Annotated in this window: 17 protein-coding genes and 2 pseudogenes; 12 read left to right on the top strand and 7 right to left on the bottom strand. The window is 70.8% G+C overall.

From position 1 onward, the window contains the following. Positions 1–200: 200 nt before the first annotated feature. Together FVE89_RS04745 and FVE89_RS04740 are read left to right on the top strand one after the other, a co-directional pair. Positions 201–452, top strand: a complete 252-nt coding sequence (locus FVE89_RS04745) for a hypothetical protein (RefSeq protein ID WP_160532983.1) — start codon at positions 201–203, stop codon at positions 450–452. A gap of 94 nt (positions 453–546) precedes the next feature. Further along, positions 547–1,152 (top strand): glutathione S-transferase, encoded by a 606-nt coding sequence (locus FVE89_RS04740; RefSeq protein WP_160532982.1) that lies wholly within the window; start codon positions 547–549, stop codon positions 1,150–1,152. Positions 1,153–1,270: 118 nt separating this feature from the next. Here FVE89_RS04740 and FVE89_RS04735 read toward each other — a convergent pair whose 3' ends face one another. The 4 genes from FVE89_RS04735 to FVE89_RS04720 all read right to left on the bottom strand — a co-directional run bounded on the left by FVE89_RS04735 (position 1,271) and on the right by FVE89_RS04720 (position 4,953). Beyond that, positions 1,271–1,738, bottom strand: a complete 468-nt coding sequence (locus FVE89_RS04735; RefSeq protein WP_160532981.1) for a DoxX family membrane protein — start codon at positions 1,736–1,738, stop codon at positions 1,271–1,273. A gap of 123 nt (positions 1,739–1,861) precedes the next feature. Continuing rightward, entirely contained in the window at positions 1,862–2,122 is a 261-nt protein-coding gene (locus FVE89_RS04730; RefSeq protein ID WP_160532980.1) for a hypothetical protein, read from the bottom strand. Between the two features lie 317 nt (positions 2,123–2,439). After that, a complete protein-coding gene (locus tag FVE89_RS04725) occupies positions 2,440–4,488 on the bottom strand; it encodes a nitrate- and nitrite sensing domain-containing protein (RefSeq protein ID WP_160532979.1) in 2,049 nt (682 codons plus the stop codon). An 87-nt stretch (positions 4,489–4,575) separates the two neighbouring features. Beyond that, positions 4,576–4,953 (bottom strand): helix-turn-helix domain-containing protein, encoded by a 378-nt coding sequence (locus tag FVE89_RS04720; protein WP_160532978.1) that lies wholly within the window; start codon positions 4,951–4,953, stop codon positions 4,576–4,578. A 107-nt stretch (positions 4,954–5,060) separates the two neighbouring features. Here FVE89_RS04720 and FVE89_RS04715 point away from each other — a divergent pair, with 107 nt between their 5' ends. Beyond that, a complete protein-coding gene (locus FVE89_RS04715; RefSeq protein WP_160532977.1) occupies positions 5,061–6,080 on the top strand; it encodes a zinc-binding alcohol dehydrogenase family protein in 1,020 nt (339 codons plus the stop codon). Positions 6,081–6,090: 10 nt separating this feature from the next. Next, positions 6,091–6,279 carry a hypothetical protein gene (locus FVE89_RS04710; protein WP_160532976.1) on the top strand — a complete coding sequence of 63 codons (189 nt, stop codon included), beginning with the start codon at positions 6,091–6,093 and terminating at the stop codon, positions 6,277–6,279. Positions 6,280–6,354: 75 nt separating this feature from the next. Here the strand turns inward: FVE89_RS04710 and FVE89_RS04705 are convergent, their stop codons facing one another. The 3 genes and pseudogenes from FVE89_RS04705 to FVE89_RS30920 form a co-directional block, all read right to left on the bottom strand. Then, positions 6,355–7,530, bottom strand: a complete 1,176-nt coding sequence (locus FVE89_RS04705; RefSeq protein ID WP_160532975.1) for an MFS transporter — start codon at positions 7,528–7,530, stop codon at positions 6,355–6,357. Continuing rightward, positions 7,512–7,913, bottom strand: coding sequence for a type II toxin-antitoxin system RelE/ParE family toxin (locus FVE89_RS04700; RefSeq protein ID WP_160532974.1), 402 nt, complete (start codon positions 7,911–7,913; stop codon positions 7,512–7,514). The genes FVE89_RS04705 and FVE89_RS04700 overlap by 19 nt, the downstream gene beginning before the upstream one ends. Positions 7,914–8,020: 107 nt before the next feature. After that, positions 8,021–8,140, bottom strand: a pseudogene (locus FVE89_RS30920) (type II toxin-antitoxin system ParD family antitoxin); the annotation flags it as partial. Positions 8,141–8,472: 332 nt separating this feature from the next. On the opposite strand from FVE89_RS30920, the gene uvrA reads away from it, so the two are divergent. The 8 genes and pseudogenes from uvrA to FVE89_RS30915 form a co-directional block, all read left to right on the top strand. Continuing rightward, positions 8,473–11,616: an excinuclease ABC subunit UvrA gene (gene uvrA / locus FVE89_RS04690; protein WP_160532973.1), complete on the top strand. Its 3,144-nt coding sequence runs from the start codon at positions 8,473–8,475 to the stop codon at positions 11,614–11,616. 513 nt (positions 11,617–12,129) lie between these two features. After that, a complete protein-coding gene (locus FVE89_RS04685; RefSeq protein WP_160532972.1) occupies positions 12,130–13,110 on the top strand; it encodes a transporter in 981 nt (326 codons plus the stop codon). 222 nt (positions 13,111–13,332) lie between these two features. Then, positions 13,333–14,307 carry a S1C family serine protease gene (locus FVE89_RS04680; RefSeq protein WP_160532971.1) on the top strand — a complete coding sequence of 325 codons (975 nt, stop codon included), beginning with the start codon at positions 13,333–13,335 and terminating at the stop codon, positions 14,305–14,307. 155 nt (positions 14,308–14,462) lie between these two features. Beyond that, complete coding sequence (locus FVE89_RS04675) at positions 14,463–14,729, top strand: hypothetical protein (RefSeq protein WP_160532970.1); 267 nt, start codon at positions 14,463–14,465, stop codon at positions 14,727–14,729. A 269-nt stretch (positions 14,730–14,998) separates the two neighbouring features. Beyond that, on the top strand, positions 14,999–15,145 hold the full coding sequence (locus FVE89_RS04670) for a DUF1127 domain-containing protein (protein ID WP_091717789.1): 147 nt from the start codon (positions 14,999–15,001) through the stop codon (positions 15,143–15,145). A gap of 86 nt (positions 15,146–15,231) precedes the next feature. Continuing rightward, entirely contained in the window at positions 15,232–16,653 is a 1,422-nt protein-coding gene (gene trmFO / locus FVE89_RS04665; RefSeq protein WP_160532969.1) for a methylenetetrahydrofolate--tRNA-(uracil(54)-C(5))-methyltransferase (FADH(2)-oxidizing) TrmFO, read from the top strand. A 183-nt stretch (positions 16,654–16,836) separates the two neighbouring features. Next, positions 16,837–18,036: a Zn-dependent hydrolase gene (locus FVE89_RS04660; RefSeq protein WP_160532968.1), complete on the top strand. Its 1,200-nt coding sequence runs from the start codon at positions 16,837–16,839 to the stop codon at positions 18,034–18,036. Between the two features lie 146 nt (positions 18,037–18,182). Beyond that, a pseudogene (locus FVE89_RS30915) lies at positions 18,183–18,533 on the top strand (IS630 family transposase); the annotation flags it as partial. Positions 18,534–18,771: the final 238 nt, after the last annotated feature.

The raw sequence follows: 18,771 nt of genomic DNA, 5'->3' as shown, positions 1-18,771 counted from the left end.
CGCGCGTCGGACCAGGGGCCGCATCACGCCCGAAGATCGCCGCCCTCGAAGGGTGTTAACGAGCCATAAACCAACATGGGCGGGATATGTTGGTTTTTATACAAATATCTGTGACGATCTGGAGGTTGGGTTATAAGTATTGACACTCCCGGTGCAGTTTCATCTGGCCGGTTCTGGTTCGGATACAGGCGGATGGCGCGATGGCGAAGTGGATACCCGGCGCGGCCGTCTTCGGTCTCCTGTGCCTGATGCTCATCCCGGCTCCCGGGATCTGGGGCGTGCTGATCGGGGGCGCCTGCGTGCTGGCGATCGTCGGCAGCCTGTTCATGCTCTTCCTCGACCGGGTGGCGACCGCCATCCTCGTCTGGCGCGCGCGTGCCAAGCTGCCATCCAAGCAGCCGCGGCGGACCCGGGTGGTGCATGCCGGCTCCGGGATGGCCCGGAAGGCCTGACCGGCAGGCGGCGCGCCGGGGACTGGATTCCCCGGCCCATCGGTGCAAGGTCCGGCGCCGCCGCTGCGGCGCCACGACCAACCGGGACGGTCCGATGAAGCTCCTCTACTCCCCCGCCTCCCCGTATGCCCGCAAGGTGCTGGTCCTCGCCCACGAGACCGGGCTGATCGACCGGATCACCGTGACGGCCGCCGCGGCCTCCCCGACCGGATCCGCCGCGGAGGTCGCCGCCCACAACCCGCTCGGCAAGATCCCCGCGCTGGTGCTGGAGGACGGGACCGCGCTCTACGACAGCCGGGTGATCTGCGAGTATCTCGACGGCCGCTCCACCGGCCCGCACCTGTTCCCGGAGGGGGAGGCCCGCTGGGATGCCCTGACCCGGCAGGCGCTGGCCGACGGCCTGCTCGATGCGGCGCTGCTCACCCGCTACGAGCGCGTCCTGCGCCCGGAGGCGCAGCGCTGGGAGGCCTGGGAGGCCGGCCAGATCGGCAAGATCGGGGCGGCGCTGGACCGGTTCGAGACCCTGGCGCCCGATCTGCCGGCGCTCGACATCGGCACGGTCGCGATGGCCTGCGCCCTGGGCTACCTCGACCTGCGCTTCGCCGACCTCGCGTGGCGCGAGGGGCGTCCTGCCCTGGCGGCGTGGTTCGCCGTGGTGGAGCGCCGGCCCGCGATGGCCGCCACCGTGCCGAAGGGCTGAGGGCCCGTCCTGGTGCCGGACTTCGTCCGGTGTCGGGCTTTGCCCTGACACCCCACCAAAGGGCAACGCCCTTTGGAAACCCGGATCCTGGGCCAAGCGGCTCCGGAGCCAGACCGTGTTACGGCCGGGACGGTGCCGTATAGGGATGGGTCGAGCCGAGCGGATCGGCGAGGACATCCTGGACCGTCCCGGCGCCGGTGCCGAAGGTGATGAGCAGGAAGCCGCCCGCGAGAGCGAAGTTCTTCAAAAAATCCCAGAACAATTCGCGGCCCTTGCCGCCGGACCAGAAATCGCCCGGCTTCCAGAACTGTTTCCACAGGAGCGCCGTGACCCCGCAATAGCCGGCCATCACGAAGGCGGCGGCCCGGTCGGCGGTGCCGGTCAGGATGCACAGCGACATCCCGATCTCGACGGTCAGGCCGATGAGGATCAGGATTGTGGCGGGCGCGGTGGCGTGTACGGCCTCGCGCGCCTGCCCGACCGCGCCCTTGAAGTTCAGGATCTTGTCGAGGGCGCTGAACGGCAGGAACAGCAGTACGAGGAGCAGGCGGACGCCGAACGCGACCGCGACGCTGAAGCTGGCCATGATTGTGAGACGATGTCCGATCGCGCCCCCGCGGGGTCACCTAGGGCGTGATCGCGAAAGGGGAATCCGGTCCGTCGGCGTCCGGGCGCGTTCGGGTTGAACGCGGCCCATCGCGCCGCGTGGTCAGCGCTTCATGTCCTTGGGCAGATGCTCGGTCGGATTGACCGTGCCGCTGCTGCCGTTGCCCTGGACGGGGCCTCCCGTCATGACGTCGGTCGACGAACGGATGGCGCTCGGCGGTGCGACCCGCCCCGTGGCCTGGTTGGCCGGAGCGACCGGACTGCCGGCATGGTGAGCCCCGGCGGGCAGGGTCCCCGGCGTCGGTTGATCGATCGCGCTGTTGACCGATTGCGCGCGTGCCGCACCCGACAGGGCCAGAGCCATCAGGCCGGCGGCACCGGCGGCACGGAGGCCGGATCGGAGATGACGCGGATGTCGCTTCGACACGGAGATGATCCTCGGTTCCGGAGACTCTTCACGGCCACGCACGACCGGCCTGCGCGGCTGTCGCCATCATGCGGGAAACGACGTCCCAACGAAGGGTGCTCGAAGAGGTTCCGGTCGTGGGAACGCACGGATCGCCTCGGTCGCATTTCAGGGCGGGACGACCGCTCACGGGTCCGCCGTGGGACAGCCGGATTGAAGGCGACGGGTTGGCGCCGTCACCTCGGGATCGGGCCCGCGTCGGCATCAAGCCCCCCTCAGGCGGCCCGAATCCGCTCCAGAAAACCCGCCACAGCCTCGCGCAGGGCGCCCGCCTGCCGGGAGAGGTCGCCGGCCGCCTGCAGCACCTGGGCCGAGCCCTGGCTCGCCGTGCCGGCCGCCTCGCCCACGCCCGCCATGTGCCCGGAAACCCCGCGGGTGTCCTGCGCGGTCTGCGCGGTGCTCCGGGCGATCTCGGCGGTGGCCGCGCCCTGCTCCTCGACCATCGCGGCGATCTCGGCGCCGATCCGGGCGAGGTTGTGGATCACCCCGGTGATGCCGCCGATCGACCGGACCGAGGCCTCCGTCGAGCCGGTGATCTCCGCGACCTTGGTGCCGATCTCCCCGGTGGCCCGGGCGGTCTGATCGGCCAGCGCCTTGACCTCCGCGGCCACCACGGCGAAGCCTCGGCCCGCCTCGCCGGCCCGCGCCGCCTCGATCGTGGCGTTGAGCGCCAGGAGGTTGGTCTGGCCGGCGATCTGCGAGATCATCGCGACGATCTCCCCGATATTGCCGGCGGCCTGCGCGAGACGCCGGATCTCCCCGGCCATGCCGTCCGCATCCCGGGTCGCGGAGGCCGCGAGATCGGCCGAGGACCCGACCTGCACGCCGATCTCCCGCACCGAGGCGGTGAGTTCCTCCGTCGCCGCCGCCACCGTGTCGGCCGAGCGCGCGGCCGAGTCGGCGGAGGCCGCCACCGCCCGGCCGAGGTCGGTCGTGTCCCGGGCGGCCCGGGCCATGCCGTGCGCGGAGGCCTCCAGCTGGGCGGCCGCCGCCGAGACCGCCTCGACGATGCCGCCGACCTGGCGCTCGAAGCTGTCGGCGAGGCCGAGGGCCACCGCGCGCTGGGCCTCGGCGTTCTCGGCGGCGAGCCGTGCCTGCGCGGCCCGCGCCGCGCGGCGCTCGGCAACGCTGTCGCGGAACGCCCCGGCGGCCGCGGCGATCGCCCGGACCTCGCGCGGGCCGCCGGACGGGATCGCGTGGTCGTCCGTCGCCTCATCCCGGCCGATCGCCGCCAGCAATGCGGCCATCCGGCTGAGCGGCCGGGCGATCGCCGTGCCCAGCCAGAAGGCGAGGCCGGCCGAGATGGCGAACAGGGCCAATCCCCCCGCGCCCCACAGGGTCAGCATCCGGTCGGCCCGGGCGCGCACCGCGCCGGCGGACGCCACGAGATCGGCGGTCAGCCGGTCCTCCACGCCCTTCAGGGCGTCGATCCGCTGCGTGGCGAGGCGGAACCAGGCCGGCGCGTCGCGGAACGCCAGGGCTGTGCCCGGCATCGTCTCCTGGGCGGTCTGGCGCAGGCGCGCGACCTCCCGGGCCGGTTCCGTCGCCTCCGCGGCGTCGAGCAGGGCGGCCTGGGCTCCCTCGGCACCGGCCCGGAACAGCCCGGCATAGGTCGCCTGTTCGGCCGAGAGCGTGACGAGCCGGCGCGTGGCCGGAAGGTCCAGGCTGCCCGACGCGAAGGCCGCCGAGACGGCCGCCCGCTCCTGGCCGGCGGCCTCCTTGAGCGCCAGGAAGGCCGCGTAGGCGTTCGCCCGGGCGGCGAGGTCGGCCTCGCCGATCACCCCGCCCATCGCCCGCACGAGCCCCAACCCCTCGCCGATCAGGCCGGTGTAGAAGCGCGTCGCCTCGGGGATGCCCGGCGTCAGGGCGTCCACCGCCCGGCGCTGCGCCGAAAGACCCGCGAGCGCCTGCGTGAAACCCGCCCCGCGCGCCGCGAAAGCCGGGCCGAAGCCCGTGGCGGCCGTCATGGCCTCCGGCAGCCCCGCGAGCGCCGCATCGGTGCGTCGGCGCTGGGCGGCGAGCTCCGGCCCGAACTGCGCGCCCTTCGCCCCCAGGAACAGGCTGGAGGCGCCGCGCTCACGCTGGGCCTCGTGCACGAAGGCGCTGATCCGCGAGGCGAGGCCGACGAGATTCTCCACCCGGTCCATCTCGGCGCGGCGCGCCCACTGGTCGGAGACGGCCAGACCCGCCGCCCCCGCGAAGGCGAGGCAGGGGGCGAGCGCAACCGCCAGGATGCGGGCGCGGAGCGAGGACAGGAGCAGCATCGGATAGCTCGGCGATCGTAACCGTTCAGACCTCCTCCGGTGTCACCGAGTTGGGTAAACGGCGCGTTCACGGGGCCGGGCGGTATTCTACGATCGCCTGCCCATTTCGGCGGCAGTCTGTGTCTTGTTCGACACTTCAGCGTGCAGATCGCCCCAGGTCTTCAGGGCGCGGATGACAGGTTCCAGGGAGTGCCCGCGCTCGGTCAAGCTGTATTCCACCTTCGGAGGTACCTGGGCGTAGACCGTCCGCGTGATCAGGCCCTCCGTCTCCATTTCGCGCAACTGCGTCGTGAGCATGCGCTGCGGCACGCTGGCGCGCCGCCGCCGGATCTCGCCGAACCGCAGGGTCCCCTCCAGCAGATGGTAGAGGATCACGCCCTTCCACTTGCCGTCGATGAGCCGGAGGGTCGCCTCGACGGCGCAGCCGGGACTGCAGGCGCCGGTATGGTGACAGGTGCGGGGCACGGGTTCGCTCCAGGGTATCATTTCCGGCACTATCGGCGTTTTAAGTGCGTACTTGCGCCCCGGGAACACGGGCGGCATCTCCTGCGCGACAGTAGGAGGAGATCACGATGCGCGCCGTCGGATACCGCAAGTCCCTGCCGATCACCGATCCCGAAGCCCTGGTCGATTGCGCGCTGCCCCAGCCGGAGCCGGGCCCGCGCGACCTTCTCGTGAAGGTCGAGGCGGTCTCGGTGAACCCGGTCGACACCAAGGTCCGGCGCCGGGCCGAGCCGGAGGCGGGCGGCGTCAAGGTGCTGGGCTGGGACGCGGCTGGGACCGTCGTGGCCGCGGGCGCGGAGGTTCAGGGCTTTTCCGTGGGCGACGCGGTGTTCTACGCGGGCGACCTGACCCGGCCGGGCACGAATGCCGAATACCACTGCGTCGATGCCCGCATCGTCGGGCACAAGCCCCAGACCCTCGACTGGGCGCAGGCCGCCGCCCTGCCGCTCACCGCGATCACCGCCTGGGAGACCCTGTTCGACCGGCTCGACACCGGCAAGCCGGTGCCGGGCGCGGCCCCGGCGATCCTGATCGTCGGCGGCGCGGGCGGCGTCGGCTCCGTGGCGATCCAGCTCGCCCGGGCGCTCACCGACCTCACGGTGATCGCCACCGCGTCGCGGCCCGAGACCGCGCACTGGTGCCGGGATCTCGGCGCCCACCACGTGATCGACCATGCGAAGCCCCTGGCGGCCGAAATGGCGTCCCTCGGCCTCGGCGCGCCGGGCCTCGTCTTCTCCACCACCAACACCGACGCCCATCTCGGGGAGCTCGTGGAGCTGATCGCCCCGCAGGGCCGCCTCGCCCTGATCGACGATCCCGAGCGGCTCGATGTCGGGTTCCTCAAGCGCAAGAGCCTGTCGCTGCACTGGGAGTTCATGTTCACCCGCTCGATGTTCGCCACCGCCGACATCGCCGCCCAGGGGGCGCTCCTCGACGAGGTCGCGCGCCTCGTTGATTCCGGGCGCCTGCGCACCACCCTGGGTGAGCATTACGGGCGGATCGACGCCGCGAACCTGAAGCGCGCCCACGCGCTGATCGAGAGCGGGCGCGCCAAGGGCAAGATCGTGCTCGAAGGTTTTTCGGCCTGAGGAGGACGTGATGCCGGACGCAGCGGGGACCGGCCTCTTCGACGTGGCGGCGCTGGCGGCTTCCCTGCCCGCCAGCGCGAAGACCCTCCTGTGCGACACCTACCCGACCGACCGGGAGGCGGCGAGCGCCCGGGTGTTCCGGGTGAACCCGGAGGACGGGACGCCCGCCACCTTCATGGCGCGCAACGCGGAGGGGTGAGGCTCACGGCCTGTCCGGGAATCCCGGGTCCCCAAAGGTCCGGACCTTTCGAAACCATGATGTGGGATCAGGCGCTCAGACCCGCAGGGACCGCCCCGTCGCCGCCACGCCGAGGAGCAGGGCCGCCACGAGCAGGAGGGCGGCCGGCAGGCCGAGCGCCTGCGCCACGAAGCCGATCAGCGCCGGGCCCGCCAGAACCCCGGCATAGCCCAGCGTCGTCACCGCCGGCACCGCCGCGCTCTCCGGCATCGCGCTTTGCCGGCCGGCCGCCGTGAACAGGACCGGCACGATGTTGGCGCAGCCCGCTCCGACCAGGGCGTAGCCGACGAGCGCCGCCTCCCAGGCCGGCACCCCCACGGAGAACGCGAGACCCGCGGCCGCCAGCAGGCCGCCGAGGACCACCACGCGCCGCCGGCCGAGCCGGGCCACGATCGCATCCCCACCGAGCCGGCCGGCCGTCATGGTCACCGAGAAGGCCGCGTAGCCGAGCGCCGCCCAGGCCGGGTCGAGCCCGCGCCACTGGATCAGGAACACCGCGCTCCAGTCGAGGGCCGAGCCCTCGGCGAGGAACACCACGCAGCAGAGCAGGCCGAGCACCAGCACCGGGCCCCGGGGCAGCGCGAAAGCGGGGCCGCCGCTCCCCCCTCCCCGCTCCGCCCGCAGGATCCCGGGCCAGGCCGCCGCGAACAGGGCCGCGATGCCCGCCACCAGCAGCAGCACGCTCCCGCCCGCGCCGAGCCCGGCGGCCAGCAGGAGGCTGGCGATCAGCGCCCCCAGGATGCAGCCGAGGCTGTAGAGGCCGTGGAAGCCCGACATCATCGGCCGCCCGGCGGCGCGCTCGACCGCCACCGCCTGCAGGTTCATGACGCAATCCACCGCCCCCATCCCGGCCCCGAACAGCAGCAGCGCGAGGGTGAGCGGGACGAGCCCGGAGCCCAGGGCCAGCACCGGCAGGGCGAGGCCGAGCGCGAGCGTGCCGGCGAGCAGGACCGGCCGGAAGCCGAGTCGGGCTGCCGCCGCCCCGGCGCTCGGCATCGCCAGGAGCGAGCCGATGCCGAAGGTGAGGAGCAGCAGGCCGAGCCCGGCCTCGTCCAGGCCGGCGCGGTCCTTCACCAGCGGCACCAGCGGCGCCCAGGTGGCGTTGGCGATGCCGACGATCAGGAACAGGAGCCGCGTGGGCAGGCGCTGCTGGGCGCCCCGGTCGTCGGCTTGGGCGACGGTGGCTGGATCGGTCAGGTCGAGCGCTGGCATCGGCACCTGTCGGTGGGGGATTTGAGGATCGAGGCGGTGTGGCGCATGCCCTTCCGCGACAGGGCGAGGTGCCGCACCGCGCGGCCGTGGACGAGGGCCAGGATCAGGACGCCTTCATCGACCGGCTCGTAAAGGATGACGTGTGCGGCATGCTCATGCCGATGCACGCCGGGCCGGATCGCGTCGGCCTTCCGGCCCATATGGGAATTGTCGGCCAGGCGCTGGAAGACGTGTTCCAGCCCGCCGACATAGGCTTCCGCTTGGGCTTCCGCTTGGGCTTCCGCTTGGGCTTCCGCTTGGCGGACGCCGAAGTGCCGGTAGCCGGAGACGGCGATGTCGAACAGATCCGCTTCAGCCCTCGCCGTGAAGGTGAAGTCACGCATCCAGCGGCTGATCGGCCTGCGCGTGTCTTGGCCCGGCCGAGGATATCAGGGATCCTGCGACGCCTCGGTCCGCTGGTGCGGGACTCATCGACGATCCTGCGCAGATCCTCGATCGTCAGCGCGGGCTGGGTCCGCCGCTCACGGTCACGGCGCACGAGATCGCGGACGTAATCGCTCGTGCTCGCATAATCGCCCTGTCTGATCTGCGCCTCGATCCACTCCTCCATCGGATCGGGCAGGGAGATGGTCATGGTCGCCACGGAGACCTCATCCTCGGCCCGGAAGAAGCGAGGGTCGGCAGAGCAGGAATAAGCAAATCTCACAAAAACGCTTAGCGCTTCCGAAGATCGGGCCCGACCCGCCATCCCGCACCGAACAGTTGCCGCCGTACGCGTTTCGTTCTAGCAAGGGCGGCGCATGACGGGCCTGCGTCCCGCCGGCCGCATCTTGCCGTGGGCCCCCTCGGGCTCGACATGGGCCGGAGCGGCGGCTGGCCCGCGCGCGAATCCGTCCGACTTCGTCGATGCCTCGGTCGACGCCTCGAAAGACCGCCGCCCTCATGGCCAAAGCCCAAGCTGGAAGTCGTGCCCCAGGTCGTGCCGCAAGCCGCGCCGGCGCCGCGCAAGCCAATCCCGTCGCCGCCCCGAAGGCCGCACCCAAGGCTGCCGTCAAGACGGCTCCGAAGGCCTCCGTATCGGCCAAGGCACCGCAGCTCAAGCCCGCGCGGGCGAAGCCCGAAAGACCGGCCCGCCCCGAGGCCGCCGAAGCGGCCCGCGACGCCAGGCTGGAGGCCCTGTTCGATGCCGCGCCGACGCCTGAGGACCGGCGCGTCATCGCGGTCCGCGGCGCCCGGGAGCACAATCTCAAAAACGTCGACCTGACGATCCCACGGGACAAGCTCGTGGTGTTCACCGGGCTCTCGGGTTCGGGCAAGTCGTCGCTGGCCTTCGACACGATCTACGCCGAGGGGCAGCGCCGCTACGTCGAGTCGCTCTCGGCCTATGCCCGCCAGTTCCTGGAGATGATGTCGAAGCCCGATGTCGACCAGATCGACGGGCTCTCGCCGGCGATCTCGATCGAGCAGAAGACCACGTCGAAGAACCCCCGCTCCACCGTGGGGACGGTCACCGAGATCTACGACTACATGCGCCTGCTCTGGGCGCGGGTCGGCATCCCCTACTCGCCCGCCACGGGCCTGCCGATCGAGAGCCAGACCGTCCAGCAGATGGTCGACCGGGTGCTGGAGCTGCCGGAGAAGACCCGGCTCTACCTGCTCGCCCCGGTGGTCCGCGGCCGCAAGGGTGAATATCGGAAAGAGATCGCGGAGTATCAAAAAAAGGGTTTTCAGCGACTGCGCGTCAACGGCGAGTATTACGCCATCGACGATGTCCCCAAGCTCGACAAGAAGTTCAAGCACGACATCGACGTGGTGGTCGACCGGATCGTGGTCCGGGCCGATATCGGCTCGCGGCTGGCGGAATCCTTCGAGACCGCGCTGGAACTCGCCGACGGCATCGCGGAAATCGTCTTCGCCGACGCCCCCGAGGGCGAGACGCCGCGGACCATCACCTTCTCGTCGCGCTTCGCCTGCCCGGTGTCGGGCTTCACCATCGCGGAGATCGAGCCGCGGCTGTTCTCGTTCAACAATCCGTTCGGCGCCTGCCCGACCTGCAGCGGCATCGGCCACGAGATGCGGATCGACCCCGAGCTGGTGATCTCGGACCCTGCTCTCAGCCTGAAGCGCGGTGCGGTCGGCCCCTGGGCGAAATCGACCTCGCCCTATTACGGCCAGACCCTCGACGCGCTCGCCGAGCATTTCGGCTTCAAGACCAGCGTGCCCTGGCAGAGCCTGTCGGAGACGGCCCGCGCCGTCGTGCTCTATGGCTCGGGAAAACAGTCGATCCGCTTCGCCTACGATGACGGCTTGCGCAAATACACGGTCAACAAGCCCTTCGAGGGCGTGATCCCGAATCTGGAGCGCCGCTACAAGGAGAGCGATTCCGACGCGGTGCGGGAGGAGATCGGGCGCTTCATGAGCGAGACGCCCTGCGCGGCCTGCGGCGGCAAGCGGCTGAAGCCCGAGGCTTTGGCCGTGAAGGTCGCCATGGCGGACATCGCCGACGTGACCGCCCTCTCGGTCTCCGAGGCGCACCGCTGGTTCTCGGACCTGCCCGAGAAGCTGACGGCGAAGCAGAACGAGATCGCGGTCCGCATCTTAAAAGAGATCCGCGACCGGTTGACCTTCCTGGTGGATGTCGGCCTCGAATACCTGACGCTCGCCCGCGGCTCCGGCTCGCTCTCGGGCGGCGAGAGCCAGCGCATCCGGCTGGCCTCGCAGATCGGCTCGGGGCTGACCGGCGTGCTCTACGTGCTGGACGAGCCCTCGATCGGTCTGCACCAGCGCGACAACGAGCGGCTGCTCGGCACGCTCAAGCGCCTGCGCGACCTCGGCAACTCGGTGATCGTGGTCGAGCACGACGAGGACGCGATCCTGCAGGCCGATTACGTGGTCGATGTCGGCCCGGGCGCCGGCATCCACGGCGGCGAGATCATCGCGCAGGGCACCCCGGCCGAGGTCCTGGCCAATCCGGCCTCGCTCACCGCCAAGTATCTGACCGGCGAAATGTCGGTGCGCACGCCGAGTGCGCGTCGAAAAGGCCGGAAGGGCAAGCTCGGGCTGTTCGGCGCGCGCGGCAACAATCTGAAGGACGTCGATGTCGAGATCCCGCTCGGCACCTTCACCTGCATCACCGGCGTCTCGGGGGGCGGCAAGTCCACCCTGGTGATCGACACGCTCTACAAGGCCGTCGCCAAGAAGCTCAACGGCGCCCTGGAGCACCCCGCCCCCTACGGTCGGCTGGAGGGGCTGGAGCACCTCGACAAGGTCATCGACATCGACCAGTCGCCGATCGGGCGCACGCCGCGCTCGAACCCCGCCACCTATATCGGCGCCTTCACGCCGATCCGCGACTGGTTCGCGGGCCTGCCGGAGGCCAAGGCGCGGGGCTACCAGCCCGGCCGCTTCTCGTTCAACGTCAAGGGCGGGCGCTGCGAGGCCTGCTCGGGCGACGGCGTCATCAAGATCGAGATGCACTTCCTGCCGGACGTCTACGTCACCTGCGACGTCTGCAAGGGCAAGCGCTACGACCGTGAGACCCTGGAGGTGAAGTACCGGGGCAAGTCCATCGCCGACGTGCTCGATTCCACCGTCGAGGAGGCGGCCGAGCTGTTCAAGGCGGTGCCGGCGATCCGCGACAAGCTCGAGACCCTGAAGCGGGTCGGCCTGCACTACGTCCATGTCGGCCAGCAGGCCACCACCCTGTCGGGGGGCGAGGCTCAAAGGGTGAAGCTCTCCAAGGAGCTGTCGAAGCGCGCCACCGGCCGCACCCTCTACATCCTCGACGAGCCGACCACCGGTCTGCATTTCCACGACGTCGCCAAGCTCATGGAGGTGCTGCACGAGCTGGTCGACCAGGGCAACACCGTGGTGGTGATCGAGCACAATCTCGAAGTGATCAAGACCGCCGACTGGGTGATCGACATGGGGCCCGAGGGCGGCGACGGCGGCGGCCGGGTGGTGGCGCAGGGCACGCCCGAGGAGATCGCCCGCGCCAAGGCCAGCCATACCGGCCGGTTCCTGCGCGAGGTGCTGGAACGGCGGCCGGCCGGCCAGGGTGCCGGGCGCCGCAGCGCCGCCGAGTAGTCGGCAAGCACCGGTCCGACGCGGCAGTTTTTGCCGGGTGCCGGCCGAAATCGGTCCCCGCGGGCGGCGATTCGAGCGCCGCCCCGCACGCCGCCCCGGCGCCGACCCGTCCGGACGCCGCCCCGAACGCGTTCCGGATCGCTCGGGCGGGGCCGGTCTCCTGCCCGATCCTCCGCCGGGGATTGCTGGATTCTCCCGCGACCGGCGGCGACAACAGCTTGACCGTTCAACGATATTTTGCCGGAGGCGCCGTCAGAAGACCGTCTTGTGGATAGTGTTGCGGTGCCGCAAAAATGCGGCTTTTGGGCAACGGTTCATCTGGTTTTGGCAATTCGGCGAGCATTTCACTGTCTTTCCGGGGGTCTATGTAGAATAGTTGCAGACGTTGAGACGGGCAGGCTCCGTGGGGGCGCTCGACACATCCGAAGCCGGCAGCCGCAAGGGGCGAGCAGACCGGCAGGGAAGTGCCGAATGCGGGACGGACGCCTTGAGACCTTGGGAAGGAATGAGAAAATGATGAAGCACTGGCTCGCGGCCGGCACGGTCGCGCTCACGGTCGGCATGACCTCGACGATCGCGCAGGCGCAGACCACGACGGTGCCGGGCGAGCAGGTCGGCCTCGCCGTAGGCGCGCCGCTGCCGGAGGGCATCTACGCCATCAACACGTTCACCTACCGCCGCACCGACGGCCGGAACGATCCCGACACGGCCGTCAACATCCCGGTCCTGGTGTGGTCGACCCCGCTGGTGCCGTTCGGCGGCCGCGTCGAGCTGCTCGTGGCGCCCCCGACCGTGTTCGCCTTCACCCGCAACCCGGCGGGCGTGCGCAACAAGGACATCTCGATCAACGTCGGCACCTTCGTCGGCGGCATCTGGGCCTTCGACCTCGGCAGCAACTTCGGCGTCAGCCTGCTCGGCGGCGTGTACCTGAACGACCTCAACGGCGACCGCGGCTCGATCATCACCGCGAACGGCACGACGGCCACCCCGGTCCTGCCGCAGCTCTCCTCGAACACCTACCGCTTCGGCATCGCCGGCAGCTACACCGGTGACGGCTGGAACATCACCGCCAACCTGACCGCCAACATCTACGACTCGCCCGGCCGCTTCGGCGGTCCGGTCGGCGCGGCGCTCGGCCCGTTCTACCTGTCCGACGCCCTGAACTTCGACATCACCGCCACGAAGAAGTTCGGCAACTTCGAGATCGGTCCCGTCGCCTACGGCACGTACAACTTCGACATCAGCCAGTACAGCGCGGCGGCCGGCAACCGCGGCCGGTTCGCCATCGGCGGCCTGATCGGCTACGACTTCAAGATCTTCACCGTTCAGGCCTACGTCGCCCGCGATGTCGTGACCGGCGCGCAGTACACCAACGCGTTCGGCCGCACCCGCAGCGACTATTCCACGGACGGCTGGATCCGGTTCGTCGTCCCGCTCTACTCGCCGGCCCCCGCCGCCTCGCCGATCCCGGCGCCGCTGGTCCGCAAGTACTGAAACCCGCGATCCGGTCTCCCGCCGAGCGGCGGGGACCGGACGCCTGCGATGGACCGCCCGGCCCCGGCCGGGCGGTCCTCTTCGTTTCCGGCCCTGCGGCAATGGTGTGCGGGCGGCCCCTCATGGGTGTCGCACGCCGCGCGAACAGCCTATCTTGTCCGCTTTCGGGCATCCGGTTCCGGCCAGGATGCGGATGCGCGCAAGGACTCGCGAAGGACTCTCATGGCGACGCAGGGCGAGTGGAAGATCCCCGCGCAGGCCCAGCCGCGGCCCGCGGATTACGGCTACGACCTCGATCGGGCGCTCTCTGCGGTGCTCGCCCTGTCGGCGCGGGTGCCCGAAGGCGCCTTCACGGCCGAGACGCTGGGAACCGAGCGCGCCGGAAACGGCGTGGTGATCCGCGAGGATGGCCTCGTGCTCACCATCGGCTACCTCGTCACCGAGGCCGAGAGCGTCTGGCTCACCACCCGGGACGGCCGCTCGGTGCCCGGACACGTCCTCGGCTTCGACGCCGCCACCGGCTTCGGCCTCGTCCAGGCGCTCGGCGATCTCGGCGTGCCGGCCCTGCCGCTCGGCCGTTCGGCCGGGCTGCGGACCGGCGACCGGGCGGTGCTGGCGGGGGCGGGCGGACGCCAGCGCTGCGTTGCCGTCGAGGTGGTCGCCCGGCAGGAATTCGCCGGCTACTGGGAATACGTCCTCGACGAGGCCCTGTTCACCGCCCCCGCGCACCCGCACTGGGGCGGCACGGCGCTGATCGGGCCGCAGGGCGAATTGCTCGGCATCGGCTCGCTGCAGTTGCAGCAGGGCGGCGCGGGCGGCGCCCGCCCGATCAACATGGTGGTGCCCATCGACCTGCTGCCGCCGATCCTCGACGATCTCGCGACACGCGGCCGCGCGAACCGGCCACCGCGCCCCTGGCTCGGCCTCTACGCCACCGAGAGCGAGGAGGGCATCGTCGTGATGGGGCTGGCCGATGGCGGCCCGGCCGAGACCGGCGGCCTCCAGGCCGGCGACGTGATCGAGGCGGTGGCGGGCGAGCCCGTGGCGGACCTCGCCGCCCTGTTCCGCAGCGTCTGGGCGCTGGGCGAGGCGGGGGTGCGGGTGCCGCTCACCATCCGCCGCGACGGGCGCGGCGTGAAGCTCGCCCTGGTCTCCGCCGACCGGGAGCGGTTCCTGCGCACGCCTTCGCTGCATTGACGGTCTGGAAACCGGGACGGTCCGCGCCGCGTGGCCCGGATGCCGCCGCGAGCCTGTACCGATTACAACCTCTGGCTCAGCATCGGTTCAGGCGGCGGAGCCCAATCTCCCTTGACCGGCTGCCGATCCGCCGGAGGACGAGAGGAGATCCAGTCATGACGCTTCTGAGCGCATCGCGCGCGAAGGCGCTCGTTATGGCCGCCGCGATCGCCGGCGGCCTCGGGCTCGCCGGTTCCGCCCAGGCGGCCGGGGGCTGCGGCCCCGGCTTCCATCCCAATCCCTGGGGCATCTGCCGCCCGAACTGGGGACCCCGCCCCTACGGCTACTGGCGCCGGCCGGTCTATTACGGCGGCTACGGCTATGTCCGGCCGCGACCCTATTATCGCCCCTACGGGTATTACGGTCCCCGCCCGTTCTACTGAGGCGGGGGCCGATCGATCCGGCGCACAGGGCGCCCCACCGGCCGGTGGGGCGCCCTTCGCATATGCGGCCGGCTCTGCATGCGCCTAAAGTATGACCATCCGGAAAGGTTGCCGAGATCTTAATCGGGTCATGCGATAACTGCAGGTCTGACACTTGGCCTTTCGACTCCTGCTGCGCCGCAACAGGCTTATATGTGCATTGCATCAACAAGAGGCACCGATGCGCAGCGAAGCGCCACCGGCTGCCCGAGCAGAGGTCAAAGCACATCATGTCCGCCGCCCGTAGCGTCCTGAGCCGCGTCCGCGCCTATCTCCGGTACCGCGACACGGTCACCCAGCTCTCCCGCCTCTCGGATCGCGATCTGGCCGATCTCGGCATCAACCGCAGCGAGATCCGCGGCATCGCCCGCGTCTGATCCCCGACAGCGCCGGAGCTTTTCGAGATCCGTGCGAAGGACCGCCACCCGTTGATCCGGGTGGCGGTCCTTCGCTATTCTCGGGCATGACACAGACCATCCACATCGTCGGCGGCGGCCTCGCCGGGTCCGAGGCCGCGTGGCAGGTGGCCGAGGCCGGCCATCGCGCCGTCATCCACGAGATGCGCCCGGTGCGCGGCACCGAGGCCCACCAGACGGACGGCTTGGCCGAACTCGTCTGCTCGAATTCCTTCCGGTCGGACGATCCCGAGGGCAACGCCGTCGGGCTGCTGCATCAGGAGATGCGCAGCCTTTGCTCGCTGATCATGCGGGCGGCCGACGCCAACCAAGTGCCGGCCGGCGGGGCGCTGGCGGTCGACCGCGAGGGTTTTTCCGCCGCGGTGACCCGGACGCTGGAGCAGCACCCCAACGTGACCATCGTCCGCGGCGAGGTCGAGGGTCTGCCGCCGGAGGATTGGGGCTCCTGCATCGTCGCCACAGGCCCGCTGACCGCCCCGGCCCTGGCCGAGGGCATCCGCGGGCTCACCGGGGCCGAGTCCCTCGCCTTCTTCGACGCGATCGCGCCGATCGTCCACCGCGACTCGATCGACATGGACGTGGCGTGGTTCCAGTCCCGCTACGACAAGCCGGGCCCCGGCGGCACCGGGGCCGACTACCTCAACTGCCCGATGACGCGGGAGCAGTACGAGGCCTTCGTGGACGCCCTGGTGACGGGCGAGAAGATCGGATTCAAGCAGTGGGAGGGCACGCCCTATTTCGACGGCTGCCTGCCGATCGAGGTGATGGCCGAGCGCGGGCCCGAGACCCTGCGGCACGGCCCGATGAAGCCCGTGGGCCTCACCAACCCGCGCGATCCCCTGGTCAAGCCCTGCGCGATCGTGCAGCTGCGCCAGGACAACGCGCTCGGCACGCTCTACAACATGGTGGGCTTCCAGACGAAGCTGACCTATGCCGAGCAGGTGCGGATCTTCCGCACGATCCCCGGCCTGGAGCGGGCCGAGTTCGCCCGCCTCGGCGGCCTGCACCGGAACACCTACCTCGACAGCCCGCGCCTGCTCGACGCCACGCTGCGGCTGAAGGCCCGCCCCGCTCTCCGCTTCGCCGGCCAGATCACCGGCTGCGAGGGCTATGTGGAGAGCGCGGCGGTCGGGCTGATGGCGGGCCGTTTCGCGGTGGCCGAGGCCGTGGGGCACCCGCTCGCCCCCCTGCCCCAGACCACCGCGCTCGGCGCGCTGATCGCCCACATCACGGGGGGCCATGTCGAGGCGGATGGCGAGGCGAACGCCCCGCGCTCGTTCCAGCCGATGAACGTGAATTTCGGCCTGTTTCCGCCCCTGGCGCAGGCGCCGCGCAACGAGACCGGCCGCCGCCTGCGCGGACCCGAGAAGGCGGCCCTCAAGAAGCGCGCGCTGACCGACCGCGCCCGGGCCGACCTCGCCGCCTGGATGGCGCAGCCGGCGGACCGGACGCCCGTCGCAGCCGAGTAGCGCCAAGTCCCGGATCCAAAAGGGCGAGCCCTTTTGCGGGTGCAGGGCGGAGCCCGCTGGGTTCGGGCAAGGCCCGACATCGGGGCTCCGCCCCGACACCCCGCCAAAGGGCTGCAAGCCCTTTGGAAACCCGGATCTGCGCACGGGCCTTGCACGGCGGCGTGCTCAGCCCCCGGTGACCGTATGACCGAGATCGACACCCAAGCCTTCCTGGCCGACCTGTATGAACTGCGGGAGATCGGGCGGTTCCGCACCGGCGTCCACCGGCCGACCTTCTCGGCCGACGACATGGAATCCCGCCGCTGGCTGATGGCCAAGCTGGAGGCCTGCGGGCTGGAGGCGTCGATCGACGGGATCGGCAACGTGCTGGGGCGCCATCGCGGCCCCGGCCCGCACCTGCTGGTCGGCAGCCACATCGAGACCCAGAACGAGGCCGGCTGGCTCGACGGGGCGCTGGGGGTCGTGGCCGGGGTGGCTTTGGCCCGGGCCGGGCTGCCGGTCGATGTCGTCGCCTTCGCGGATGAGGAGGGGCATTTCTCCGGCGGCTTCCTGGGCAGCCGCTCGGCGATCGGCGACCTCACCGAGGCCGAGATCGACGAGGCCCGCAACCGCACCGACGGCACGCCCCTGCGCGACGCCCTGCAGGCCGCGGGCCTCGCAGGTTTGCCTCGGATGCAGCTCGATCCTGGGCGCTACCGCGGCTTCCTGGAGATGCATATCGAGCAGGGCACGCAGCTCGAATCGGCCGGGCTGCATCTCGGGGTGGTGAGCGGCATCGTGGCGATCTGGCAGTTCCGGATCGATTTTGCCGGCAACCAGGACCATGCGGGCGGCACCACCATGGCGGAGCGCCGGGATGCCGGCCTCTCGGCGGTGCGGCTGCTCGCGGCGATCGACCGGGCATTCCCGACGGTCTGCGGCCCGCGCAGCACCTGGACCACGGGGCGGATTACGCTCGATCCCGGCGGCTACAGCATCATCCCGGGCCGGGCTGAGGTGTTCTTCCAGTTCCGCGACGTGGCGATGCCGGTGCTGGAGCGGATGGAGGCCTGCCTGGAGGCGCTGGTGCGCGAATCGAACCGGCGCGAGCGCTGCCCCGCCACGCTGACGGCCCTGTCCAAGGCGATCCCCGCCCCCTGCGACCCGGATCTGATGCGTGCCCTCTCGGAGGCTGCCGAACAGGTCTGCCCGGGCGGCTGGCAGGTGATGCCGTCCGGGGCCGGCCACGACGCGCAGAACGTCGCCCGGATCCTGCCGGCCGCGATGCTGTTCGTCCCCTCAATCGGCGGCATCAGCCACCATTGGGCGGAGGATACCAGCGATGCCGATCTGGTGCTCGGGGTGCGGACGCTCGGCGCGGCGGCGCGGATGCTGGTGGGGTAAGCGGGAGCTGTGTCTGACGTCACCTGGCGTTCTTGGACGAGGAAGCCATCGATGCGTGACGTCCGGAGCCGGGCACCGCGGCTAGCGCTGCGCCCGTTCGGATAGCAACTCGGGCTGGGGCGGTGCGTCGACGGTCTGGGGAGCCTTTGAAGCCCTCATCCCTGTGGATCGACCTGCGCGAGCGTGTTGTCACCGCCATCGCGCAGGGTGCCTCCTGCCACGGTGCGGCGGCCCACTTCGGGGGCCAGGTGTCGAGCACCAGCCGCTGGGCGGGGCGCGGGCGGCAGGACGGTCAGGTCGCACCGCGGGCACGTGGCAGCGACCAGCGCTCGCAGGTCATCGAAGCGAACGCCGCCCTGATCCTTTCAACCGACAAGACCCGACCGGGGATCGTCCTGCACGCCTTGCGCGATGCTCTGGCCTCGCAAGGCGTGGCGACCAGCAGGAGCGGGCTGTCACGCTTGTTCGCCCGCCACCGGATCACCCGTGAAAGGGGCGGTCCACGCGGTTGAACAGCAGCGGCCGGCGGGCCTTCGCCAAGCTCAAGCGCCCGTTGCGCACGACCACCACCCGCCCCGTCCCCGACCTCCGAGAAGCCATCCGGCGCGCCTGCGCCAACTTCACGCCGCAGGAGTGCCGAAACGCCCTCGCCGCAGCCGGATACGAAGACGACGTGGCCGTTGCCGCCTGAACAAGCACGGCTCGAGAGCGCCGTAGCCTCCTGAGTTTCAACTT

Origin of the sequence: Methylobacterium sp. 2A (assembly GCF_009806555.1) — a bacterium.
In the GTDB taxonomy this organism is placed as follows: Bacteria; Pseudomonadota; Alphaproteobacteria; order Rhizobiales; family Beijerinckiaceae; genus Methylobacterium.
Note: the sequence above shows the minus strand (reverse complement) of the source record. Positions and strands in the feature narration are given on the sequence as shown.